The organism is Paenibacillus sp. FSL H7-0756, assembly GCF_038006765.1.
Lineage (GTDB): Bacteria > Bacillota > Bacilli > Paenibacillales > Paenibacillaceae > Paenibacillus_AQ.
Genome location: NZ_JBBOVT010000001.1, coordinates 1,550,032 through 1,574,706 on the forward strand (window position 1 = coordinate 1,550,032; position 24,675 = coordinate 1,574,706).

At 43.6% G+C, this 24,675-nt stretch carries 18 protein-coding genes and 1 pseudogene; 16 read left to right on the forward strand and 3 right to left on the reverse strand.

Annotation, left to right across the window (positions count from 1 at the left end; genetic code table 11):
* Positions 1-232 precede the first annotated feature (232 nt).
* Positions 233-472 carry a DUF3977 family protein gene (locus tag NST04_RS06855; RefSeq protein ID WP_341183684.1) on the reverse strand — a complete coding sequence of 80 codons (240 nt, stop codon included), beginning with the start codon at positions 470-472 and terminating at the stop codon, positions 233-235.
* A gap of 189 nt (positions 473-661) precedes the next feature.
* On the opposite strand from NST04_RS06855, the gene gmd (NST04_RS06860) reads away from it, so the two are divergent.
* The 5 genes and pseudogenes from gmd (NST04_RS06860) (at position 662) to NST04_RS06880 (ending at position 8,136) form a co-directional block, all read left to right on the forward strand.
* Positions 662-1,660, forward strand: coding sequence for a GDP-mannose 4,6-dehydratase (gmd, locus tag NST04_RS06860; RefSeq protein ID WP_341183685.1), 999 nt, complete (start codon positions 662-664; stop codon positions 1,658-1,660).
* 288 nt (positions 1,661-1,948) lie between these two features.
* Positions 1,949-2,158, forward strand: a complete 210-nt coding sequence (locus NST04_RS06865; RefSeq protein ID WP_036721132.1) for a hypothetical protein — start codon at positions 1,949-1,951, stop codon at positions 2,156-2,158.
* A 131-nt stretch (positions 2,159-2,289) separates the two neighbouring features.
* Positions 2,290-3,477: a S1C family serine protease gene (locus NST04_RS06870; RefSeq protein WP_341183686.1), complete on the forward strand. Its 1,188-nt coding sequence runs from the start codon at positions 2,290-2,292 to the stop codon at positions 3,475-3,477.
* Positions 3,458-5,422 (forward strand): stalk domain-containing protein, encoded by a 1,965-nt coding sequence (locus tag NST04_RS06875; RefSeq protein ID WP_341183687.1) that lies wholly within the window; start codon positions 3,458-3,460, stop codon positions 5,420-5,422. The genes NST04_RS06870 and NST04_RS06875 overlap by 20 nt, the downstream gene beginning before the upstream one ends.
* Positions 5,423-5,609: 187 nt before the next feature.
* Positions 5,610-8,136 (forward strand): annotated as a pseudogene (locus NST04_RS06880) (DUF3656 domain-containing U32 family peptidase).
* 184 nt (positions 8,137-8,320) lie between these two features.
* Here the strand turns inward: NST04_RS06880 and NST04_RS06885 are convergent.
* Entirely contained in the window at positions 8,321-9,211 is an 891-nt protein-coding gene (locus NST04_RS06885; RefSeq protein WP_341183688.1) for a hypothetical protein, read from the reverse strand.
* A 131-nt stretch (positions 9,212-9,342) separates the two neighbouring features.
* Here NST04_RS06885 and galU point away from each other — a divergent pair, with 131 nt between their 5' ends.
* Positions 9,343-10,230: a UTP--glucose-1-phosphate uridylyltransferase GalU gene (gene galU, locus NST04_RS06890; protein ID WP_341183689.1), complete on the forward strand. Its 888-nt coding sequence runs from the start codon at positions 9,343-9,345 to the stop codon at positions 10,228-10,230.
* 50 nt (positions 10,231-10,280) lie between these two features.
* Here the strand turns inward: galU and NST04_RS06895 are convergent, their stop codons facing one another.
* Entirely contained in the window at positions 10,281-13,049 is a 2,769-nt protein-coding gene (locus NST04_RS06895) for an O-antigen ligase family protein (RefSeq protein ID WP_341183690.1), read from the reverse strand.
* Between the two features lie 172 nt (positions 13,050-13,221).
* On the opposite strand from NST04_RS06895, the gene NST04_RS06900 reads away from it, so the two are divergent.
* From NST04_RS06900 to NST04_RS06945, 10 genes are all read left to right on the forward strand, one after another.
* Positions 13,222-14,511: a glycosyltransferase family 4 protein gene (locus NST04_RS06900; protein ID WP_341183691.1), complete on the forward strand. Its 1,290-nt coding sequence runs from the start codon at positions 13,222-13,224 to the stop codon at positions 14,509-14,511.
* A gap of 1 nt (position 14,512) precedes the next feature.
* Positions 14,513-15,589, forward strand: a complete 1,077-nt coding sequence (locus NST04_RS06905; RefSeq protein ID WP_341183692.1) for a mannose-1-phosphate guanylyltransferase — start codon at positions 14,513-14,515, stop codon at positions 15,587-15,589.
* Positions 15,590-15,646: 57 nt separating this feature from the next.
* Entirely contained in the window at positions 15,647-16,624 is a 978-nt protein-coding gene (gene gmd / locus NST04_RS06910) for a GDP-mannose 4,6-dehydratase (protein ID WP_341183693.1), read from the forward strand.
* Between the two features lies 1 nt (position 16,625).
* Positions 16,626-17,546 carry a GDP-mannose 4,6-dehydratase gene (locus NST04_RS06915; RefSeq protein WP_341183694.1) on the forward strand — a complete coding sequence of 307 codons (921 nt, stop codon included), beginning with the start codon at positions 16,626-16,628 and terminating at the stop codon, positions 17,544-17,546.
* 69 nt (positions 17,547-17,615) lie between these two features.
* On the forward strand, positions 17,616-18,359 hold the full coding sequence (locus NST04_RS06920; RefSeq protein WP_341183695.1) for an ABC transporter permease: 744 nt from the start codon (positions 17,616-17,618) through the stop codon (positions 18,357-18,359).
* Positions 18,359-19,576, forward strand: a complete 1,218-nt coding sequence (locus NST04_RS06925) for an ABC transporter ATP-binding protein (protein WP_341185198.1) — start codon at positions 18,359-18,361, stop codon at positions 19,574-19,576. The genes NST04_RS06920 and NST04_RS06925 overlap by 1 nt, the downstream gene beginning before the upstream one ends.
* Positions 19,577-19,581: 5 nt before the next feature.
* Entirely contained in the window at positions 19,582-21,060 is a 1,479-nt protein-coding gene (locus tag NST04_RS06930) for a methyltransferase domain-containing protein (RefSeq protein WP_341183696.1), read from the forward strand.
* A gap of 34 nt (positions 21,061-21,094) precedes the next feature.
* Positions 21,095-22,201: a glycosyltransferase family 4 protein gene (locus tag NST04_RS06935; RefSeq protein WP_341183697.1), complete on the forward strand. Its 1,107-nt coding sequence runs from the start codon at positions 21,095-21,097 to the stop codon at positions 22,199-22,201.
* A 2-nt stretch (positions 22,202-22,203) separates the two neighbouring features.
* A complete protein-coding gene (locus NST04_RS06940; protein WP_341183698.1) occupies positions 22,204-23,247 on the forward strand; it encodes a glycosyltransferase family 4 protein in 1,044 nt (347 codons plus the stop codon).
* Positions 23,244-24,572 (forward strand): glycosyltransferase family 4 protein, encoded by a 1,329-nt coding sequence (locus tag NST04_RS06945; RefSeq protein WP_341183699.1) that lies wholly within the window; start codon positions 23,244-23,246, stop codon positions 24,570-24,572. Before NST04_RS06940 ends, NST04_RS06945 begins: the two co-directional genes overlap by 4 nt.
* The last annotated feature ends 103 nt before the right edge of the window (positions 24,573-24,675 follow it).

Below are 24,675 nucleotides of genomic sequence, written 5' to 3' on the forward strand. Positions count from 1 at the left end.
GGACGAACGTAGTTGGAAAAAGTCCACTTCTCTCCCTGGAACTCTGTAAATTCCTAAAAATCGGGTTCAACAAGTGTTGTTTTTCCAACTATTTATTATAATTGCAAAGTTTTCGCCAAATTAAATGTACGAATTCAACTTAAATACCCCCAACACTCGCACTCCGGCGGTAAGCAAAAACGCACACAACAGAAATGTTAGCCGGTCACCATTTGTCATTATCTGCTTCCCGCTACAACTCACTGCGGATGCCGAAGATGATTTTGAACCGGCGGGTAGCTTTAGATCCCCGCTTGATCCCTTCCCGTGAGTCCGCAATCCAGACTATTCTTCCAATCCAGACTCGAATGTAACAGGAACGGAAGATAACTGGCCGGATGATCCCCTGTACTTCGACCTCCGTGCCATCCGGCTGTTCAATCTCTGTTCGCACCCACCATGTGTTTCCGATTCCGAATTCGATGTATTTCAAGCAGGGGTCACCGTTCTTTCTAAATAATGTGTACCGAGTCTTGAGATGGATTCGGAGTAGAGCGTGTGTATGAGCGTCAATTAGTCCACTTTGTAAGGATACCGGACAAGAAAGCGCTTAGACATATTATTCAGGCTTTGTTAATAGGTATGAGTAAGCTCAACTACCTTTGAAAAAGGAGATCGTAAAATGACAAAACATGCACTAATTACAGGGATTACAGGACAAGATGGATCATATTTGGCAGAACTTCTGTTATCCAAAGGCTATAAAGTATTTGGTTTGCGCCGTAGAACAAGTATACCAATAATGGATAATATCGAGCATCTCAAGAATGAAATAGAGTTTATAGAAGGGGATCTGCTTGATTTGGGATCTCTGATGAGAGCAGTGAGCCTCTCGGACCCGGATGAAGTGTACAACTTGGCTGCTCAGTCTTTCGTAGCCACCTCATGGCTTCAACCTGTCGCAACTGCTCAGGCCACTGGAATGGGCGTTACCAATTTGCTCGAGGCGATTCGTTTAACTAAACCGGAAGCCAGATTTTATCAAGCCTCAAGCAGTGAAATGTTCGGTAAAGTGTTAGAAACACCACAGAAAGAAACGACCCCTTTCTATCCACGAAGTCCATACGGTGTTGCTAAAGTTTATGGTCATTGGATTACTGTTAACTATAGAGAAAGCTATAACATGTTTGCTTGCTCCGGGATCTTGTTCAACCATGAATCTCCACGCCGCGGCATTGAATTTGTAACCCGTAAAGTGTCTGATGCTGTTGCGAGAATTAAGCTGGGTCTGCAAACGGAACTCCGGATGGGGAATCTGGATGCCAAAAGAGACTGGGGCTTCGCAGGCGATTATGTAAAAGCAATGTGGCTGATGCTTCAGCAGGATAATGCGGATGATTTTGTCATTTCTACGGCAGAGACCCATTCAATTGAAGAACTTGTAAATATCGCATTTAGTCATGTAGGATTGAATTGGAAAGATTATGTTGTAGTGGATCAGCAGTTTGTCAGACCAGCAGAAGTGGATCTGCTATTAGGTGATAGTACCAAGGCTAAGGAAAAGCTCGGCTGGAGAAGAGAGGTTGCCTTTGAGGATCTGGTCAAGATGATGGTGGATAGTGATTTAGCGCTTATCCGGTCCACTAAGTCCACAAAGGCCAGCCAAATCAAACACGCATAATTAAAGCATGTCCGCCGTAAGATTCAATGAGAAGCTTTTGCGTTGATTGAATAGCAGCAGCTGTAGGCTGGATTGAGGTGGATGGGCTCATTGAAAACTGAAGATACAACAGCGGTCAATGATAAATATCGCCAATTCGAGGCGCGTTTTAGCCATCAGGAATATTTTTTGTGACAAATACACCGTTTTTAAAATATTTCTATTGCGTGACGGAAATGGTAACGATAACATAGAAGGTGATATGGATTAGAGAAACTTGCTTGACAACACTCTCAGGGAGGGATTGCCATGCTGCTTGCAGAAGCTGCCGCGCAAGAACCGTCTAAATTTCATACCTTCGATGCGTTTATGATTGTATTCACGATCCTGATACTTATCGGTGTGGTCCGGCTGCTTAGAGCTCCGCAGAAGAACAAATTTGCCATCGGTTTTGCAGTGGTAAGCCTGCTGGTTTTTGTGGTATCCGATTATGCAATGATTATGAACTGGTTCAGCTAGAGTAGAGCACACATAACCTCAAATGCAAGTTCATCTTAAAGACACCTTTACCGCCTGCGGCGATCCTAAAGGCGTCTTTTTTTGAAGATAAGAATTTATATGCTTCGAGCGCAGGAAAGAAGGGGAGAGCCATGGGAATAGGGAGGAGCGGGATTGTCCGGGCTAGTGTGGTACTGCCGGGTATTCTGCTGATATCATTGTCGGGAATCATAGGTCCAGCCGGTGTTATTCATGGGGTGGGCTACGGAGAGGCAGGAGCATTAGCGGCTGATAGAGGCACGGCTGTCAACGTAATGAAGGGCGGACAAGCAGGTATTGTGCAAAAGGAGAGTAAGGGACAATGGAGCCAGCCTGCAGCAGCAGATCCGGTTCCGCAAATCATAAGCAAAGTCTCGCCGTCTGTAGTCGGCATTATCGGCAAAACGGGCGGAGAAACCGGCGGGCCGGATGACCGTTACAATCTGACCCACGGCTCCGGGATTATCGTCAGCGCAGACGGATGGATCATTACCAATGCCCATGTTATGGCTGGGCTGGAGAAGGCAGTAGTGGTCACCTCAGACGGGACGAGCTATAACATCACAGATACATACTCGGACGAATTCAGTGATCTTGCATTGGTAAAAATCAAAGCCAAAGCCTTAAAACCCGCAACCTTCGCAGGCAGCGCCGCCAATCTTCAGGTAGGGGAGAAGGTGATAGCGATCGGGACACCGATCTCTTTTTCCCTGAGAAATTCGGCTACTGTAGGTGTAATCAGCGGTCTCAACCGTTCGGTGGATGCGGCGTACCGGCTGATTCAGAGCGATACGGCGATCAATCCCGGCAACAGCGGCGGACCGCTGGTTAACATGAAGGGGGAGGTACTCGGGGTCAACAGTATGAAGTTCGCAGCTGTGGGTGTAGAGAATATGGGTTTCTCGATTCCCGCAGATACGATGAAGTACATCATGAATCAGCTGCTCCAATATGGAGAGGTCCGGCGTCCGAGCCTTGGAGTGGAGCTTGAGGAGAGCTGGCCCGTGATTGTCGGACTGCCGGTGCAGGAGCCATTGACGGTGACGAAGGTGCTTACGGCAGAAGCGCGCAAGGCAGGGATCACGTCAGGCGATGCCCTCTATGCGATAGACGGACACCGGGTTACCTCACTTGTCGATGTTAATGAGTTATTCAGACAGTACAAGCCGGGGGCAGTGGTCAAGCTGCTGATGCAGAGTGACGGCGATATCGTGGCCAGAAGCCTTGTTCTTGGACAAGGTGACCCTCTGGTGAACGCCGCTAAGACGGAGGGGGAGACCGATGATCAGACGACAGAGTGAGGAGGCGGTAGTTACAGCCGGGCCGGGCAGCAGGGCGGGACATCTACGGCGCGGAGTGTCAGTTATTGTAGTCCTGTTGTTGCTGCTCAGCCTATTTCCTGTGGGAAAGGCTCAGGCGGCGGAGGGGGGATTGCTACAGCTTAGTCTTCAAGCGGGCAGTACTTCCGCAACGGTTAACGGGAAGCCGGTTACGATTCCGAAGCCTTTTTCGGAGAATGGAACGCTGCTGGTCCCGCTGGGGATTTTCAAAAAAGCCTTCGGCAGCACCGTCTCCCTGCAAGGCGATGATGTGGTGAAAGTTATGTACGGCCCGCATACCGGTGCAATGACGATAGGTAGCACGACTGCCTGGAAGGATGGCGTCAAAATCAAACTCGCCGCGCCCCCGCGTATGGTATCAGGTGTGCTGATGGTGCCGCTGAGGTTCGTGGCTGAAGTGCTCGGCGCGCGGGTGGCTCCAGCGGAGGGCGGTGGGGTACTGGTTGCGTTATCTCCTCCGGTAGCGGTTGTAGGCGTTGAAGCGCAGAGCGGGATTGACAGTGACGCCGGCAAAACCCGGATCGGCAACAGTTATCTGGAGTGGAGCATGAACTATCCGCCTGGGCTTGTGGTAGGCGACAGCGGCGGGAATGAGAGCGTAGCGACTTTTACGAGTGCAGAGAACGGGTACTATCTGGAGGTGCATGCTTCGCCGCTGGCCGTTCCGCTTGATCCCGAAGGGCTGCTGGAGAATCTGGTCCGCTCCTCGGAGGGGGGAGGGGAGACTGTGCTGGACCGGGAGGCTGTACCTACGGCCAAGGTTCCTTATGCCCGGACTGTGAGCAAGGATTCGAGCGGCGCGCTCTGGGAGGGCAGGCAATATTATGCCGGAGGCAGGCTGTATGAGATCTATCTGACAGATGATAATGCAGCGAATTATAAGGACCTGGGCAAATTTGCGGCGCTGCTGAATTCTTTTCAGCCCTCTTTTGACGCATCCGACCGGAGCATCCGCGACCTGTCCACCATCCGCAACGGGCTGCGCGAAGGCTACAACGACGATTACGGGATTGCGCTTAAGGTTCCTGCCGACTGGAGTGCGGATGACCAGCAGCTTTACTATGCGGGCAAACAGGGGAGTTATCTGCGTGTAAAAGTAAGCTCCGCCCCTGCGGGCTCTACGCTGGCAAGCTGGAACCAGGAACTGCAGTCACAGCTCCGTGACACCTATGTGGCTGAGGCCTACACCTTGAAGGACAGCGTAGCGGGCAAGGTCTCCGGTGAACCGGTGCTGATTAACGAGATCGGGCTTAACCCGGGCAGCGGGTGGAGTACCGAATATCAGATTCTGCTGCTGAAGAACGGGTACCGTTATTATTTTGAATATGTTGCGGCTTCCGGGCCGGGGCAGAGTAGTGATCAGGCGCGCTTCACAGAGGTGCTGAACTCGATTGATATTGATTTTGCGCAGACCAAGAGTAACTTTGGACGCCTGGCTTCAGAGGATTATACCCAGCTCAGCCAGAAGTCGGTCACCAAAACCTCCAAGACTTACGGCTATAAGCTCGAGATTCCGCGGCTGTGGAGCCCGGTTCAGGATCTGTTTGAGAGCCAGAGCGTGGAATACCGCTTCACCGGCGGCCGGTTCCAGCTCTATGCCAGCCCCGAGGTTACGCCGGAATATGCCGTCGGCCAGCTGCAGGGCTACTACCAGAACACCAAGCAAGATCCCAAGGGTCCGCAGATAAAAAACGTCACAGAAACCACCTTTGCCGGTATGCCAGCCACCATACTCACAGTAGAGCAGACCAAGAATAGCATCCCGGTGGGCAAGAAGATCATTGTGTTCAGCCGCAATGAGGTGGTCTATACGCTCACTGTCACGCTGAACGCCGCCAACGCTACGGCGAGCCAGCAGGCGGTGCTGGAGCGGGTGCTGGGGTCGTTTGGGTGGGTGGGGGAGTAGGAGGGTATACGAAGAATGCCTGAATTGCCATTTTTGGCAGGAGGCATTCTTTTTTTGTATGTGCTGACGAAAGAAGTGTTCATATAATTCTTGCCATTTAGATGGCGCGGAGGTGTGATATTTGATACAATTAATAAGTTAAAAAGCTGTAAATGACCCGCCGAACAGGCGGTTTGGGAGGATATAAATGAAAGAGCAAGGGATACGCAGAGAAGACGTAGAGCTGCTGGCTCCGGCGGGAGATTGGGACTGCATGCGTGCAGCGGTGGCGAACGGGGCGGATGCTGTCTTTTTTGGCGTAGAGAAATTCAATGCACGGGCCAGAGCGAACAACTTTCGGATGGACGAGCTGCCGGAGATTATGGCGTTTCTGCACAGCTATGGAGTGAAGGGGTTTCTTACCTTTAATATACTGGTGTTCGAGAATGAGCTGCCGGATGCCAAGGGACTGATTGATGCCTGCGTGGATGCGGGTGTGGATGCCGTTATCGTTCAGGACCTGGGGCTGGTGAAGATGATCCGCGAGATCTCGCCGGACTTCCCGATTCACGGTTCTACACAGATGACGATCACCTCACCGGAAGCGGTGGAATTCACGAAACCATGGGGGCTGGAACGTGTAGTCCTCGGCCGTGAAAATAATCTGAAGCAGATCCGCACGATTGGCGAGCAAGCCCGCCTGCCGATGGAGGTATTCGTGCATGGTGCGCTGTGTGTCTCCTATTCGGGCCAGTGTCTGACCTCCGAAATGTGGGGGGGGACGTTCGGCGAACCGCGGGGAATGCGCTCAGGCCTGCCGTCTGCCGTATGATCTGATGATTGACGGTGAAGTGAAGCCGATGGGTGATGTGACTTACCTGCTGTCGCCGAAGGATCTTGCTGCCATCGACCTGATGCCGGAGCTGATTGAAGCAGGAGTAACCTCATTTAAAATCGAAGGCCGGCTCAAAACCCCGGAGTATGTCGCTAATGTGGTCAGTAAGTATCGTAAGGCGATCGATAAGTATTTTGAAGGTAACTGGACGCCTACCTCGAAGGAGGATATGCGTGAGCTGCAGCAGAGCTTCTCGCGCGGGTTCACGAACGGTTTCCTTGAAGGCACTAATAATAAGAAGTTAGTCGATGGTACCTTCCCGAAAAGCCGCGGGGTGTACCTGGGCACCGTGGAGCAGATCCTGCGCGATGGTGTAGTCTGCCGCATTAATGCTCCGCTGAAGCGCGGAGACGGGATTGTGTTCGACGCCGGAGATCCGACGAAGAAGGAAGAAGGCGGCCGCGTCTATGATCTGCGCCGCAAGGGCGTCAAGCTGGAGGGTGAAGCTGGCGAAGGATGGATTGTTGACATCGTTCCGGGCCGGAATGACGTAGATCTGCGACGTCTGCATGTGGGGGACCGCATCTGGAAGACGAACGACCCGGCGCTCGACAAGGCGCTACGGCAGTCGTACGAGACCGAGAAGCCGTACCGGGTATTCCCGGTTCATGTGCGGGTGCAGGGCTGCGCAGGCGAGAAGCTGACGACCTGGTGGACAGACGTTCAGAAGAACGTCACTGTCCGTGTGGATTCGGAGCTCGCGCTGGAGACAGCGCAGAAGCGTCCGATGGATACCGCGCTGCTGGAAGAACAATTCGGCCGCCTGGGCGGGACCCTGTTCCAGCTTGAAGCGCTGGAGTCACATCTGCAAGGCGACGTGATCGTACCCATGCGCGAGCTGAACAGCATCCGCCGCCAGGCGGTGGAACTGCTTGCGGGCGAGCGCCCGAAGCCTCCCGTGTATGTGAAACGGGAGGTAGAGGTCTACGGCGGCGCCTCCCGCAGGGGCGCCGCAGCGGTTGTGGGCAGCGGTGATGCGGAGCTCACCGCGCTGTGCCGCAGCCTGCCGCAGGTGCAGGCTGCGCTCGAAGCCGGCGTAACGAATATATACGCCGATTTCGAGTTCATCAAGCAGTTCCCGGCGGCAGTAGATGCTGTGCGGGCAGCAGGGGCCAGCATTGCGCTGGCCACCCCGCGCATCCATATGCCGAACGAGAACGGCTACCATGCTAACATCCTGCGGCTGCAGCCGGATGCTGTGCTGGTGCGTAACACCGGCGCGCTGTATTATTACCTGCGTCACCGCATGGAGCACCCGGAGGCTGCACATCCCCGGCTGATCGGCGATTTCTCGCTGAATATCGCCAATCACCGGGCTGTGGATCTGTTCCTGGACGCGGGCTGTGACAGGGTGACACCGTCGTATGACCTGAACATCCAGCAGATGGTCGATCTGCTCGGGCACAGCGACACCTCCCGTATGGAGGTTGTCATCCACCAGCATCTGCCGATGTTCCATACAGAACACTGCGTCTACTGTACCTTTATGAGCGAAGGCACGGATTACACCAACTGTGGCCGTCCTTGTGAGGAGCAGCGGGCCTCGCTGCAGGACCGGATCGGCATGTCCCATCCCGTCCGTGTGGACGAAGGCTGCCGCAACACCGTCTATAACGCGGTAGAGCAGTCAGGCGCTGAATACCTCAATAACTTCCGTGAGCTGGGAGTATCCTCTTTCCGCGTAGAGTTCTTGGAGGAGACTCCAGAGCAGGTCGCAGAGGTCATCAGCCTCTACAGCCGTGCACTGCGTGGCGAAATCTCCGGCACCCAGGTTTGGAAAAGCCTGAAGGCCACTAACCAGCTCGGGGTAACCCGTGGGCAGTTAGTGAATGCGAAGTAAATGAATCAGGCCCAACCCCAAAAGGGCTGGTTTCGATTGTTTCACGCATATAATTGGCTAAGGCCATAATAAAAAAAGGCCCGGCAGAAGTCGGGGCCATCCAACCAGATGGCTTCGCTGTTCTTCCGGGTCTTTTTTTGCATCCTGGCTCCATTTCAACAATACTTTTACCCAGATACATCTCTCACAACGGGAACAGCTCCGGCCAAATTTCCAGTTGTTCACCGCAAGCCGGACAGTTCACATGACCGCAGAGATAAGGCAATTGCTCCAGGAGCTGAACGTTCTTGATGGTATGAGCTGCTTGCCACAGGCGTGCTAACGGGCTGTCTTCCGGCCGGACACTGCCAATCTCGGAAGGCGTAATAGCTTGACCATTCTCCTTGCCGTTGAACACCGGATCGTCTGAATAGGCGGTCATACCGGGGCTGTTCTCATTTGGCCAAATATACATTTCTTCATAGCAGCTTGGACAGGCGGCGTTGTACTCGTCGCCTTCCGAATAAGTCAACAATATACCTGCAACCGCCTGATCTCCCCGGTAAGCAGCATCTGCGGCTAGGATGTATCGTTTCTCCTGATCATCCTTTTGAGCCCCCTCCGCATAGCGAAAGATCTCTTCTGACAGCATGCCCAGTTGTTCAACGGCAGTTAGGTAGGTCGTATAAATTTCTTGGACAAGCTCCTCAGCAAGCAGCGGGTTCTGATGTGCAAATTCAGCAGGAAGATTTCCGCTGTGGACTGTCAACTGATTTGCCACTAAGATCCCGCAGGTCGCGTAGATATCCATTTTTACTTCGGGATCGTCTGACTGCCTGGCAAGCTGCGCCAAATAAGGCAATGCAGCATAAGTGATGCTGTAAATCGAGTCCTGATGGAATAGATGCTCCCAGTACAGCTCATTTTTAACCTCTGTGGTGTAGTCCTCCTGCAACTGTTGCAGCAAGCCAGGGACCGCTTCCGAAGAGCCAAAAGGGCCGTGAAGCTCTTTCCATACTGGACTGGATAAGTCTAACATGGATAACCTCCTTTTCGAATCAAATTGTCTGCATAGTGCTGTTATATCAACATCCAATGAGACCGTCAACGCTGGCTGTTCACCCGGAACGGTCGGTCCCTGTGTGTCCCTGCCTTAGTATACTGCCCAAAATCAACAGGAACTGTTATAATTGAGATTATGAGTATATCTGTTAAAGGAGCCATGAGATGAAGATCCGTAAAGCAATCATTCCCGCTGCCGGTCTGGGAACCCGCTTCCTGCCTGCGACCAAAGCGATGCCCAAGGAAATGCTGCCCATCGTAGACAAACCAACGATTCAATATATTGTTGAAGAAGCGGTTGCTTCCGGGATTGAAGATATTATTATTGTGACGGGTAAAGGCAAACGTGCAATCGAAGACCATTTCGATAATTCATTTGAACTGGAATTTAATCTGGCAGAGAAGCAGAAGTGGGAGCTGCTGGAATCGGTGCGCAAATCCTCCGAGATGGCCGACATCCACTACATTCGTCAAAAAGAACCGCGCGGCCTCGGACATGCCATCTGGTGTGCGCGGAAGTTCATCGGTAACGAGCCCTTCGCCGTCCTGCTGGGGGATGACATCGTGGAGTCGAACAAGCCCTGCCTGAAGCAGATGATCGAAGTATACGATCAATATAGATCCTCCATTGTTGGTGTACAGCCTGTGCCGTGGGAAGAAGTATCCCGCTACGGGGTAGTGGACAGTTCTGAAATAGCTGAACGTGTCTACAGAGCCAACCGGCTTGTAGAAAAGCCAAAGCGTGAGGATGCTCCATCCAACCTGGCGATTCTGGGACGTTATATCCTGACTCCGCGTATCTTCGATATGCTGGGTGAGCAGCAGGTAGGTGTAGGCGGCGAGATTCAGCTTACAGATGCTATTTCTCGTTTAAGTGAAGTAGAGCGGATTATTGCTTATGATTTCGAAGGCAGACGGCATGACGTCGGGGAGAAGATGGGTTTTATCCAGACAAGCATTCACTACGCCCTTCAGCATGAGGAGCTTAAGGAAGGACTGCTGGAGTATTTAAAGGAAGTTATTGAGCAGGAAGAACGGCTGTTCACCAAGTAGTATGAAAAAAAGCGAGCGACTGTACTCAGACAGTGGCTCGCTTTTTTTAGTTATTGAAGGTTCTTAAAGCTAGTGCTAACAATTTCATTCACCCGATCAGCTTCTGCAGGATCTGCTGCAATCAGTTTTCCGTAGACCACCTGATCTTGGTCGCTTCCTGATTTTGCAAGTGCCGCTAAGTACCAACGTGCAATCTCACGGTTAGTTGGATCACTGTAATCCTCACTCAATCCAGACTTTAAAGTGGATATGGCCGTCTGTAGTGCTGGAGGCTGCTCTTGTGCAGACATAACTTCAATCTTTCCAGCATTGAGCGTAATAGCAGGTGGAATATTTTTCGCTTGGAGATCTGAGTTTACTTGTCTGTAGGCTATCTGTCCGATCTCCAAATGTAGTGTCTTATCGGCATCATTCTTCTGAGTGTAGGCCTGTTGAGCCAAGTCGTAAGCGCGAGTAATTAGCAAGCTATACCAGTTGGTATCCCAGAGACTTGCGCTATTAATGACATCGGAGTACTGATCGTTGAAGCCCATTTTCAAGGAAGTGGCTGCAGCCTCATTATTGCCTGCTAGTAACTGAAGTCTGCCAGCGTTCAATGCCATCGTAGCTGTAACCGAGAACGGACGGCCCTGCAGCTGCTCAGGAGGCAAGGTTTTTAAATGCTCTACGCCATCCACCACATGCTTGTACGCATCCAGCCCGGCGGTGAGGTATTCCTGTTTCTTGGCCTCATCCTTCTGCCCACTAGCCGCGGCAGCAAGCGTCTGAGCACGGTTAATCATTGACTCATACCACGTGATATCCCAATTGAACTTGTAAGCATTATCATTGTATACAGCCAACGCCAAATCTGGTTGACCCTTCAGATCGTAATAGCTGGCCAATTGAGCCAATAGATTTTTGTTGTAAGGCTCATCTTTCAAAGCACGGGTCAACACAGTGGACGCTTCAGTCAGATACTGTTCGTCTTGAGTTTGTTTGAATACCTGCATGTCAAGAGAGGACAAGTATAATGCTGCTTCCGGATGGTATGGACGGGCATCAAGTGCTTTGACCAACGGAGTTTTGATCTCCTCATAGGAAGTACTCACAGTAACTAAATTTTTACCCTTGAGAGCAGCATCGCTCGACCCGATGTAGTTGATCGACAGGAACAGTATGAATATCGTCCCGATGGTCAGTACAGCCATGTATCCCATCCGAATGCCGGCTTTATTCCAGCTCTGACGGAGCGGTTTGTTATCCATTACAGCGCCCATACCAGCCAGACCGATAAACACCAGAATACCCATAAACGCATAACTCATATTAAAGTCCAGCAAACTGTGTACAAGGATAGACAGCGCAATAATGTAGAAGAAGAATCCGTTATGGAACTCATCTTTGTCACGCTTCAGGTAGGCACGGATGTATTTGAAGAAAATAAATCCGATAAAGCCCATAAACACAATGAACCCGACAATGCCGACTTCAATCAAATACTGCAAGAAGAAGTTATGGACCTGACGGCTCACATAAGGATTGTTCTGGTACTCTTCATATAAAGCAGACCAGCCGCCCCCACCCGATCCGAGAACCGGATAATCCTTCACTACCTTCATAGCATCTTTATAGAAAGTAAAGCGTTCGAGTACACTATGCTGCTTGAAGTTAATGTTCTCCAGCCGTGTCTCAATATTATCTGGTAAAACACTTTTCAAGCCTGTTCCGATCAGCAGGAAAACAACGACAGCTACAGCTACGACTGAGCCGAGTGGAATCCACATTCCGGTAAATTTACGAGTTTCCGAGCCTCCCAGCTTGCTCTGCAGCCATGGCGCCGCAAACCTTTGAATTACCCAGCTCAGAGCTGCAACGACCGCAGAGGCCCCAAGCAGGTAGGCCCAAGCCTTAAGTGCTGCCGATGAGGTATACGCCGTGTTCAGCTCCGTTCCAAGAGTAGTCAACGGGTTAGTAACCAGCAGGGCCGCGAGGCCAGACAGGGCAAGATGAATAATCCAGAGAATCTGCTGCGCAGGCTTCAGGAACAACAGGAGCAGGATGAACACTACAGGCAGCATGACAAGTCCCCCACGGGATAAGGTCAGCAGCAGAGATACAATAATCGGAACCAGCATGAAACTGTGCGTTAGCGTGCCGTACCACTTTTTGGAGCGGACCAGGGCATATACCGCCACGAACAGGAAGGCCATGAGGAAGGCAGCATAAGTATTGGCATACTGGAAAATTGAGGTCAGACGCAGCCCGTTAGAGTCCGTCATGACGGCATCCAAATATTTACCACCACGCACCGTATTGGAGAACCAGCCTACCAGCCCACCAGCGAATTTCCAACTGCCAAGCCAGTTCAGCAGACCAAAACCGACGATGAAATAAGCAATCGCCAGAATCGCATTTTGAATGACAACATTTAGTTGCTTTTGCTGGAGCAAATATAACGCTATAATGAATATTGCGACATACATGCTCTGTACAAACAGCAGATTCATCGCCATATAATGCGAAGCAGCGCCAATAAGCGACAACGCGTAGGTAGCAGGCAACAGCAGCGAGGCCACAGCCAGCGCATCACGCTGTCCCTCCATTTTGAACTTGGTGAAGTATAGGCCTACCCACACCAGCAGCAACAGGCTGCTTAGGAGTGAAGACAGATAGACCGGCTTCTCAAAGTCAATCTGCTGCCCATTAAATAATCCCACTTGAAACGGGGCCCAGACCAAAAAAACAATAAACCCTATCGCTAACGCCCATATGTAACTGGATATCTTTTCAACATTTCTCGACTGAACCGCATTTTTACCGTATACTGGTTTCGACACGTTTTTAATCTCCTTTATCTGTAGGTACGAGGATATTTTAGCATATAGAATTATCACAGGGCTACTTTGCTCGTTTTTTTGTGGTTTTTATATTGTAGTTACGTGGTGATTTCACCTAGACATATTATGGGGGCTTTATGAATGAAATTCAATATAAGGTTGATTGTTAGATATGAGTAGTATTAAATCCCTGCTCTATAAAAGGCTTTACCGACTTGCAGTTAAATTAAAACCAATTGCAGTTAAGATTTTCCCCTTCGAAAAGAGACAAAGTATCAAACAGAAACTGCTTAAAACTGCTTTTCCGATCGATAAAAATGGTGATGCAAGCTCTATTAAGGGAAATGTATCAGGTATTAATCTAGTGGGATATTCAAGGGCGGAAATGGGCATTGGAGAATCTTGCAGAATCGCCGCTAAAAGTATAAATGCTGTCGAAATACCTTTTGGGATAATAAATTTCACAGGCACTAACTCGGCGCGTATGAGTGATACGACTTGGATGCACAAGGAAATAGAGGAACCCGAATTTAATCTCAATGTGTTTCATATTAATGCCGAACAAATGATTGAAATATACGCTCATTACGGGAACTCGATTTTTAAGGATCGATACAATATAGGGTTCTGGCATTGGGAGCTTCCAGATTTCCCCGACGAGTGGAAGGAAAGCTTTAATCTGGTAGATGAGATATGGGCTCCTTCGACATTTGTAGTAGATTCCATTGCAATGAAAAGTCCGGTGCCAGTAGTTAAAATACCTCACAGTATTGAAGTGAATATTGCTGATATGCGTGATAGAGGCTATTTTGGGTTACCGGAGCAAACCTTTCTATTTCTCTCCATGTATGATTTAAAGAGCTATCAGGAGAGGAAGAATCCCCAAGCCTCCATTAAAGCTTTTCAACTTGCATTTAATTCTAATGATGAATCTGTTGGTCTTGTTATTAAGGTGAACAGTGCGGAGGAAGGCTCAAAGGAACTTGAAGAACTATATCACTTGATTGGGTCGTATAAGAATATTTATTTGGTCGACAAAACCTTATCCAGGAATGATACAAATGCTTTGATTTCAGTCATAGACAGCTATGTTTCTCTTCATCGAAGTGAAGGTTTTGGTCTTGGTCTGGCAGAGGCGATGTTTCTAGGTAAGCCAGTTATAGGCACGAACTGGTCCTCCAATACTGATTTTATGAGCCACAATAACTCATGTCTGGTTGACTATTCCCTGAAACAGCTTAACCACGATCATGGCCCATACAAGGCGAATCAGCACTGGGCTGATCCTGATGTTGAACATGCGAGCCGTTATATGCGTAGACTTTGTGACGATAAGAACTTTTATGCAGAGATATCGTCTAAAGCTGAAGAACATATAAAACAGAATTACTCCCCTAAAGCAGTGGGAGAAATGATTAAGCAAAGATTGGATTACATTTCTTTGTGGAAATTTGGAGGATGAAATGACAATTACAGCAGTTATTATGGCAGGTGGCAAAGGGGAACGATTTTGGCCTAAGAGCCGGACCAATCTTCCCAAACAATTTTTGAATATATCAGGTAGTAAATCAATGATTCAACAATCTATTGCCCGATTAGAAAAACTGATTGAGATCAATCAAATCTTCATTGTCACTAATGAACTTTACGCTGAATTAATTAAGGCTCAAATTCCGCATTTACCTCATGAGAATATTATCATTGAACCGGTGGGCAGAAATACAGCGCCTTGTATTGGACTAGCGTCTATTATTATTGAAGATCGCTTTCCTGACAGCACAATGATTGTTATCCCTTCTGATCACATTATTGAAAACGAAGAAGGCTTCGTTAAGATATTGGAAACTGCAGTTGAGGTAGCTCAAGAAAATAGTAATCTTGTGACTCTTGGTATTCAGCCAACCTATCCAGAGACAGGATATGGTTACATTGAAAGCAGTAATCAGTCACAGGAAATTAATGAACTGTTCGTTCATAAGGTGAATAATTTTGTCGAGAAACCTGATTTGGCTACAGCCCAGTCTTATCTGGAATCAGGTAATTTTTACTGGAATAGCGGGATTTTTGTCTGGAAGATTGAAACGATTAGAAGCTACATACAAGAGCTGATGCCAGACATGCATGATATCTTGGAAACGATGAAAACGGTTCTGGGTTCAAAAGATCGGGATGCAATTATCCGCTCGGAATTTTTAAAGATGCCTGATCAGTCGATAGACTATGGCATTATGGAGAAGGTCAATAATATTTATGTAATCCCGTGTGTGTTCGGCTGGGATGATGTGGGTAGCTGGACGGCGCTGGAACGGATCAGTGATCTGGACGAGAATGGAAATGTTATAAAGGGAAATATATTAAATCTTGATACTAAACACTGTATTATAGAAAGCAATGGCAAACTGATTGCTACCTTAGGGATTGAGAATTTAATTATTGTTGATACTGAAGATGTTACTTTGATCTGCACTAAGGATAAAGCCCAAGAAGTTAAACTCTTGCTAAAAGAACTGCGTATGCAGAAGCTTGAGCAATATTTGTAATTTGATTAAACTAATGTTTAATCTCTAATTTATATAACATAAAGGGGAATTTTGAAAATGACTAAACGTGCACTAATTACAGGAATCACAGGACAAGACGGATCATATTTGGCAGAGCTTCTACTGTCTAAAGGATATAAGGTGTTTGGCTTGCGCCGTAGAACGAGTATGCCGATTATGGAGAACATCGAGCACCTTAAAAATGATATAGAGTTTATTGATGGGGATTTGCTGGATCTTGGATCATTGATTAATGCTGTTAGAATTTCTGATCCTGATGAAGTTTACAACCTGGCTGCTCAATCATTTGTGGCAACCTCATGGATTCAACCTGTAGCAACAGGACAGGCAACAGGTATTGGAGTTACTAATATGCTCGAAGCTGTTCGTTTGACTAAGCCGGAAGCAAGATTCTATCAAGCCTCAAGCAGTGAAATGTTCGGTAAAGTGGTCGAGACGCCACAGAAGGAAACAACACCATTCTATCCGCGTAGTCCATATGGTGTTGCCAAGGTTTATGGTCACTGGATCACTGTTAACTATAGAGAGAGCTATAATATGTATGCTTGCTCCGGTATCTTGTTTAATCATGAGTCGCCACGCCGTGGTATTGAATTCGTAACCCGCAAAGTTACAGACGCTGTTGCCAGAATTAAACTGGGTCTCCAGACTGAACTTCGTATGGGTAACCTGGATGCTAAGAGAGACTGGGGTTTTGCTGGTGATTATGTTAAAGCAATGTGGCTGATGCTACAGCAGGATAAAGCTGATGATTTCGTGATCTCGACTGGCGAGACTCATACTATTGAAGAGCTTGTAGAAATCGCATTTAGCCACGTTGGTTTGAACTGGAGAGATTATGTTGTAGTGGATCAAAAGTTTGTTAGACCTGCTGAAGTGGACCTGCTGCTAGGTGACTGTACAAAGGCTAAAGAAGAACTGGGCTGGGAGCTTGAGGTTGGGTTTGAACAACTGGTTAAAATGATGGTTGATAGTGATATGGAGAAAATTAAAGCAAGTACAAGTGTTAAGTAATATGAAAGTATTAGTTACTGGATCAACTGGTTTTGTCGGTCAATACATGATGGATTTTTTGATTCATAACAACATTGAATTTCTTGGTTCTGCAAGAAATTCAATGGATAATGCGAATATTGTAAATATGAATATATTAAATACTGACGACGTTGATAAGGTAGTAAAAGACTATAAACCAACGCATGTAATCCACCTTGCAGGCCAAAGCAATGTGAAACTGGCTTGGGGAAATCCTCAAGCTACAATTTTAAATAATACTATTGGAACTCTTAATATTTTGAATGCTATTAAAGAACACTCACCTTATTCAAAACTTATTAGCATTGGTTCTTCAGAGGAATATGGCAGTTCCTCTGAAGTGCTGGAATTTATTGATGAGAGGCATGTGACAAACCCTAAAAATCCATACGGGGTTAGTAAACTATCGGCTTGTCAACTTGTACTACAATATGTTGCAGCATATCAAATTCAAGCCATCCATGTGAGACCATTTAATCATATTGGGCCAAGACAATCAGAAGGTTTTGTAACACAAGACTTCGCAAAACAAATTGTGGATATTGAGAAGGGTAAGATGGATTTAGCTATTAAGGTAGGCAACTTAGATTCGGTTAGGGATTTTACAGATGTTAAAGATATTGTGAATGCATACTATATGTTAATGCAAGATGGGTGTGTCGGTGAGATTTATAATGTTTGTTCCAGTAGAGGGGTATCAATTCAGGAATTATTATTTGAATTTGTTGCGTTGTCAAAATCCCATATTGAAGTTAAGGTTGATCCATCTAAATTTAGACCGATAGAACATAAATTTATTGTAGGCTCTAACGAAAAAATATCAAGGGATACCCAATGGCATCCTAAAATGGATTTGAAAGAGTCATTACTTAATATATTGAACTATTATCGTAATATGTAAATTGTTATATCGGTGGAGGTGAGGGAAATTTTCAAGTCGCTATGGAATTATAGGAATTTTATTTTAGGTATGGTTAAGAGAGATTTTAAATCTAGGTATTTAAATTCTGTGTTGGGTTCAGTTTGGTCCGTAATACAACCTCTTGCCATAATACTTGTATATACGTTGATATTTTCTCAAATAATGGGTGCTCGCCTTCCGGGTGAAAATAATACTTTAGCGTATAGTATCTATTTGTGTGCCGGTTTACTTCCTTGGAATTATTTCAATGAAACCCTCTTACGTCTTCAGAGCATTTTCTTGGATCAGGGTTCGTTGCTAAAGAAGGTCAGTTTTCCAAGGACCTCCTTGCCAATTTTTATTGTTATTTCAGTGACTATAAACTTTTTGATAATTTCTATTCTATATATTATTTTTTTATTGATTATTGGTGAGTTGCCTGGATGGGAAATATTGAACGTATTTCCTCTTTTGATAATACAACAATTGTTTGCTTTAGGATTAGGCCTTATTGTTGGAACCTTAAATGTGTTCTTCCGGGATGTGGGACATTTTTTAGGCATTGTACTACAATTTTGGTCTTGGTTAACTCCAATTGTGTACGCCAAATCAATTGTACCTGAGGGGATGCAAGGAATCTATAAATGGAATCCAATGGTTCCTATTACTGAAGGGTTCCATTCTATATTCTTATACAATAAGGCGCCTAATTACTCCAGTCTTTTACCTGTTACCGGAATAGCGATAGCTCTTTTACTTATCGCATATTACACGTTTAAAAAACTGGATAAAGAAATGGTGGATGAATTGTGATGGAAATCATTAGTGTTAATAATCTATCTAAAACATATAAAAGATACCCTAGTAAGTGGGCAAGGGTAAAAGAATGGGTTACAGGAAAAAATGAGCATAAACCTTTAGAAGTGTTGAAAAATATAAGTTTTAAAGTTCATCAAGGTGAATCAGTTGGTTTCATTGGACATAATGGGGCTGGGAAAAGTACTCTACTAAAGATTCTCACCGGCACAACGTATCCTTCAAATGGAACCGTAACAGTGCAAGGTAAAATTGCAGCCCTTCTTGAACTTGGCGTTGGTTTTCATCCGGATTTTACTGGAATTCAAAACATTTATATGTTAGGTCAAATAATGGGTCTAAATAATGCGGAAATTGATAATTTATTACCTGATATTATTGATTTTGCAGAGATAGGTGATTATCTCAATGAACCAGTAAGGACCTATTCAAGTGGTATGGCTGTAAGGCTAGCATTCTCGACAGCAACAGCGGTTAGACCGGATATTCTAATTGTTGATGAAGCCTTATCGGTAGGTGATAGTTATTTTCAACACAAATGTTTTAGTAGGATTAGGAAATTCAGGGAAGAAGGCACCTCCTTACTATTTGTATCACATGATCCTTCAGCGGTGAAAAATTTATGCGATCGAGCTATACTTTTAGATCAAGGAGTTGCGATTAAAGATGGTCACCCTGACGAAATCCTTGACTATTATAATGCAATCATCGCGAAGCGAGAAGCTGAAAATGAAATCAACCAAAGTATTGGGCATAATAAAAAGTTAATAACTCGATCTGGAAATAAAGATATTAGTATTTCTGCAGTTAAGATATTATTGGCTGAAAAGCAGGTGTCTGCAGTTCAGGTTGGAGATGAAATAACGTTAAGGGTTGAAATGATTTGTAACAAAAAGGTGAACAAGCCTACAGTAGGCTTTATAATAAGAGATCGTCTCGGAAATGATATATTTGGCACTAATACCTATTATTTAAATAATGAGTCTATAAGCTGCCGAGAAAATGAAAAAATCATTGCTGAATTTCATCTTGATGCTAATCTAGGCCCTGGGACCTATAACATTACAGTGGCAGTGCATGATCAAAGTGATCATTTAACAAAAAATTATGATTGGTATGATCATGCTGCAACGTTTCAGGTTATTTCAGGAAAAGAAAATTATTTTAACGGTGTTAGCTACCTCGAGACAACCGTGAATTTTCGTAAAGGGTGATTAATATGTCAAGAAAAGAATTGACCTTTGAGGATGTTTTATCAAGAATCAATAATAATTTTAGTTTTGCTAAGAGTACAAAGAAGATGGAATCTACACACACTATATCAACTGAGTATCATCAGTTACAGATGCAGTTAGCTACTGAACTAGAACAAGTTAATCGAGGCTGGAATGTTGATTCTGAATTCATGATTACAAGTCATCGAGGTAATTTTGGTAAAATAATCGTTTCAGGGAAAAAAATCATTCGCAAATTTCTACGATGGTATATCAACCCCTTATTTTTCAAACAAAAAAGTTTTAATGCAAGCGTAACAAGAACTTTGAATTTTATGAAAGAAAGTTCAAAGTTCACTAAAGAAATTTTAGATGGAGTTTCCCTCAATGATGCTTTAATAGCTGAGAAAATTGATGAATTAGTAAAATCCAATGAGCAATTGATTAGAGAAAAAAAACAATTAACTGCTGACAGTGCTACATTGGCACAGACAATCAATGATTTCATAGTTCAACAAAATACAAGTGATTCTCTCCTGAACCTCAAGATAGAGGGGCTTACAAAAGAGCTTTCTGTTGCTTTAGATCACATAGCAGCTTTGAAAGAGCAACTTTCTATAGAACATAATAATCAACAACAACTTAAGAACATCTTAGGTGAAAAAGAACAAAATATTTATGAAAAGATTGAAAGTACTAACGAGATGTTGAGCTTTGTCAGAAGGAAATTGAAGAAAAATGAATCTTCTATAGAAGGGCCGGCTCTAATTCATAATAAAGTACTACCAGAGGAAAGTACCCTTATAGAACAAAAAAATAATTATAGCATGGATTATTTGTTGTTCGAAAACAGATTTAGAGGATCAAGAAGTTCAATTAAAGAGCGTCAAAAGCAATATTTAGAATATATTCTTCCTACTGATAAGGTGCTAGATATAGGTTGTGGTAGAGGTGAGTTCATTGAGCTACTTACTGATAATGGAATAAGTGTGAATGGCATAGATATCAATGAAGATATGGTAGAGTATTGCATTGATAGAGGGTTCAATGTTCAATATGCAGATGCAATTGATTATTTAGCAGCTGTTCCTCCTCAGACCTATGATTGTATTTCTATGTGCCAAGTTATAGAACATTTGACCTTTGAACAATATACAGAATTATTGGGTCTTATGTTGAATGCTTTAAAACCCGGAGGTAAAGTAATTATAGAAACTATAAATGCTCAAAGCGTTTACGCCATGAGTAACTGGTTTTATATAGACCCGACTCACACGAAACCTGTGCATCCTGAAACATTAGACTTTGTAATTAAGGAAATTGGTTTTCATAAAACTGAGAGGAAAAATGTTAGTCCAGTGGAGCATATTAATGTTCCACAGATTGGAAATATTGAGAACTCAGAAGAGATCAACCGAGCAATTGGGGATTTATATGGAATGTTGTACGGGTATCAAGACTATGCATTAATTGCATGGAGATAAGTATTCTAATAAAGAAAATGGTGGATTGTTCTCAATGGAATTTATTATTCTACATCAAACTATTAGTGATGGCGATGCTATAGGACATGATATACAAGAGATGTACAAAATCATTAAAAATAAAGGTATAAGTGTGTGGGTGTTTTGCGAAAATTTCAACTCAACTGAGGATATTGTTAATCTAAATTATGAACTTTTAAAGAAGAAAATCAACGAAAAATCAACAGTACTTATATATCATCACAGTATATATTGGAAGCTTGGCGAGGAGATAATAAATCAATCTAACTGTAAATTGATTATGAAGTATCATAATATAACGCCGCCCATTTTTTTTGAAAAATACAGTGATAATTATACAAAGCTTACTACATTGGGTAGAGAACAAACTAAACGGCTAGTGAGAAATCCGAAATTCTCCTTCTTAAGTGATTCTGAATACAATAATAAAGAACTTTTAGATTTAGGTGTTAATATTGAGGAAACATCAATATTAGCACCCTTTCACAAAATAGAGATCTTATCTTCTTTAGTAAAGGAACAAGAAGAAATGATTTCTTTTTTGAAAAGTAATGGATGTATTAATGTTTTATTTGTTGGCAGAGTGGCTCCTAATAAAGGACATTTAAATATTTGTCATGTAGTAAACTCTTACAGGAAATTATATGATATGAATATTAAATTCTGGATTATTGGTGGATATGATCAAGAAATAAATCTTTATAATCAAGAAATAGAGAATCTGATCCAATCAAATCAGTTAGATAAAAACATTATTTTTACAAATAAGATATCTGCCGAAACGTTAAAATCCTTTTTTGTCGGTTGTGATATTTTTCTTTGTTTAAGTGAACACGAAGGTTTTGGAGTTCCTCTAATAGAAGCTCAGTATTTTGAAAAGCCTATTGTTGCTTTGAACCGTGCAGCAGTAAAAGAAACAGTAGGAGAAAACCAAATCGTAACAGACAAATTCGATCCAGAGTACCTTGCCTCAGTGATTCATACTATTGCAAATGATCAAGAGATCTATAACTACCTTGTACTTCAAGGGATTGAGAATTTTCAAAAAAGATTTTCATTAGATGTATTGAAGATGAAATTTGAAGATTATATTGATAATTATCTACGTATAGGAGCATAAATATGAAAATTGCGATTGCTACTGTGCAGATCCCTTTTATTACAGGGGGGGCTGAATATCTAGCCTCAAATTTGTTAAGAGAATTAACGGAGCGCGGATATGAAGCTGATATAATAACCATGCCATTTAAGTGGTATCCAGCATCAAGTATTATGGATAGTATTCTTTCTTCTAGGATGATAGATCTAACCGAGGTAAATGGTGTGAAGATCGATAAACTTATCGCTTTAAAATTTCCAATGTATTACGTTAAACATCATCATAAAGTAACATGGATGTTACATCAACATCGACAAGCCTATGAATTATGGGGGACTGAATACGGAGACTTGGATAAGATGGAGGATGGATCTAGGGTTAAGGATATCATTGTGAAAAATGACACTAAATTCCTTGCCGAAAGTAAAGGTTTATATACAATTTCTAATACAGTTACTGATCGATTAAAGAAGTATAATGGTTTAGACTCTATCCCTTTATATCATCCGCCTTCAAATCACAAAGAATTCTATTGTAATGACTTTGATGATTATATATTTTATCCTGGGCGAATAACTGAAATCAAAAGACAACATATCTTAATAGAATCTCTAAAATACTGCAATGATAATATTAAAATTGTTTTGGCTGGGGCATTGGATGAAAGTTATAAGCAAAAAATACAGAGCATCATTAAAGAAAACAGACTTGAAAATAGAGTTGTTTTTGTAGGCTTTATTACAGAGGAAGAGAAAAGAAAATATTACGCCAATGCACTTGCCATTTATAATGGGCCCTATCAAGAAGACTACGGATATGTTACACTTGAGGCTTTTTTTGCTATGAAACCAGTGCTAACTCACTTCGACTCAGGTGGACCACTGGAATTTGTGAAGAATGAACATACAGGATTTGTGATGGAAGAAAGGCCTGAAGAGTTGGCTGGGAAAATTGATTTTTTATATAAGAACAAACATAAAGCTAGAGAACTAGGCTTAAATGGGAAGCGATTATTGGAGGAATTAAAAGTTGATTGGAATTATGTTATCGAAAGGTTAATAACATGAGAATAGCATATTTTAGTCCGTTTAATCCCTTGAAAAGTGGGATATCTGATTACTCAGAATATTTAGTGGAAGCACTATCTGAAAAAGCAATTGTTGATATATGGGTTTCAGGTTTTGTACCTTATGGTTTGGAATCGAATTATGAAATCTACGATTATATTACGTATCCGGATTTACTATCAAACTTACCAAAGTATGATGCTGTAATCTATAACATCGGCAATAACCCTTATTATCACTCACATATTTATGACGTTTTTCTAAAGTATAATGGGTACGTAATCTTACATGATCTAGTTCTTTATTATTTGATAACTGGATATTTTCTGGAAACTTTAGACGACCCTCAATTGTTAATCAATGAAGCTGAAAGTAATGGTGGGGTTAAGGATGCGGCTTTTATGAAGTCGATTTTAAGCGAAGATATTCCCCCTCTGCAGTTTAAATCACCTGAAAAGTTACCATTAAATAAAACATTGATAGAACATGCAAAAGGAATAATGGTTCATTCTGAATATTCAAGAAACGAAATTCTTAAAGTTTCTAGTACAGCAAACTGTTGGGTAATCCCCCAAATCGGTCCTGCAGACAATGATAAGCTTTTAACTGAAGAAGTAAATCGTTTGAAGAGTAAATATGGAATTAATGCCAACGACTTAGTTATTTCCTCATTCGGTTTTGTTGCTGAATCTAAAAGAATACATCAAGTTTTATTTGCACTTTCTCAAATGGATACTAAGAATTTAAAATATCTATTAGTTGGAGAAGGAGATTATATTAATAAGTATATAAAAAAATATAAACTTGAATCTGTTGTTATTCAAACTGGATTTACAACTATTGAAGAGTTTGATGATTTGATGAAACTTTCTGATATAGTCGTAAACTTAAGATTTCCTTATATGGGTGAAACATCAGCTAGTATGATTCGCGCCCTATTATTTGGTAAACCAACATTAGTTACAGATATTGGATGGTTTTCAGAGTTGCCAGATGACACAATCATCAAGATAAGTTATGCAGATGAAGAAAAAGAAGTGAATGAAATTAAAAAAAAATTGAGGTTTTTGCTTGAGGATGAAAAAGAACGAAAAAATTATTCTTTGAAATCTTCCCTTTATGCCTTGAATTATTTAAACCGGAAAAAAATCACTTATAGCATACTGAATGGGATTATGAAATTTGAGGGCATTGATGAGGAAGATCTTTTTAAACTCAACTATTGTGATCTCCTCTCACAAAGACTTATAGAATTTGGTTTAAATATATCAGATCAAAGTCAAATTAATCATGTTTCGGCTTATCTATTTGAAGTTTTGGAATAAAGGGGATATTTAAGTTTTAACGGTCTTTGATAGAATAATCTTTTATCACCTTTTTATGTGTCCGATAGGATTTAAGAATGACTTAATTAATGGAAATAAATTT

Excerpts from the sequence above, each read along its gene's own strand:
- NST04_RS06900 (WP_341183691.1), top strand. The coding sequence starts at position 13,222 with ATGAGTAGTATTAAATCCCTGCTCTATAAAAGGCTTTACCGACTTGCA.
- NST04_RS06925 (WP_341185198.1), top strand. The coding sequence starts at position 18,359 with ATGGAAATCATTAGTGTTAATAATCTATCTAAAACATATAAAAGATAC.
- gmd (WP_341183685.1), top strand. The coding sequence starts at position 662 with ATGACAAAACATGCACTAATTACAGGGATTACAGGACAAGATGGATCA.
- NST04_RS06870 (WP_341183686.1), top strand. The coding sequence starts at position 2,290 with ATGGGAATAGGGAGGAGCGGGATTGTCCGGGCTAGTGTGGTACTGCCG.
- galU (WP_341183689.1), top strand. The coding sequence starts at position 9,343 with ATGAAGATCCGTAAAGCAATCATTCCCGCTGCCGGTCTGGGAACCCGC.
- NST04_RS06905 (WP_341183692.1), top strand. The coding sequence starts at position 14,513 with ATGACAATTACAGCAGTTATTATGGCAGGTGGCAAAGGGGAACGATTT.
- NST04_RS06865 (WP_036721132.1), top strand. The coding sequence starts at position 1,949 with ATGCTGCTTGCAGAAGCTGCCGCGCAAGAACCGTCTAAATTTCATACC.
- NST04_RS06940 (WP_341183698.1), top strand. The coding sequence starts at position 22,204 with ATGAAAATTGCGATTGCTACTGTGCAGATCCCTTTTATTACAGGGGGG.
- NST04_RS06945 (WP_341183699.1), top strand. The coding sequence starts at position 23,244 with ATGAGAATAGCATATTTTAGTCCGTTTAATCCCTTGAAAAGTGGGATA.
- NST04_RS06875 (WP_341183687.1), top strand. The coding sequence starts at position 3,458 with ATGATCAGACGACAGAGTGAGGAGGCGGTAGTTACAGCCGGGCCGGGC.
- NST04_RS06920 (WP_341183695.1), top strand. The coding sequence starts at position 17,616 with ATGGTTAAGAGAGATTTTAAATCTAGGTATTTAAATTCTGTGTTGGGT.
- gmd (WP_341183693.1), top strand. The coding sequence starts at position 15,647 with ATGACTAAACGTGCACTAATTACAGGAATCACAGGACAAGACGGATCA.
- NST04_RS06935 (WP_341183697.1), top strand. The coding sequence starts at position 21,095 with ATGGAATTTATTATTCTACATCAAACTATTAGTGATGGCGATGCTATA.
- NST04_RS06915 (WP_341183694.1), top strand. The coding sequence starts at position 16,626 with ATGAAAGTATTAGTTACTGGATCAACTGGTTTTGTCGGTCAATACATG.
- NST04_RS06930 (WP_341183696.1), top strand. The coding sequence starts at position 19,582 with ATGTCAAGAAAAGAATTGACCTTTGAGGATGTTTTATCAAGAATCAAT.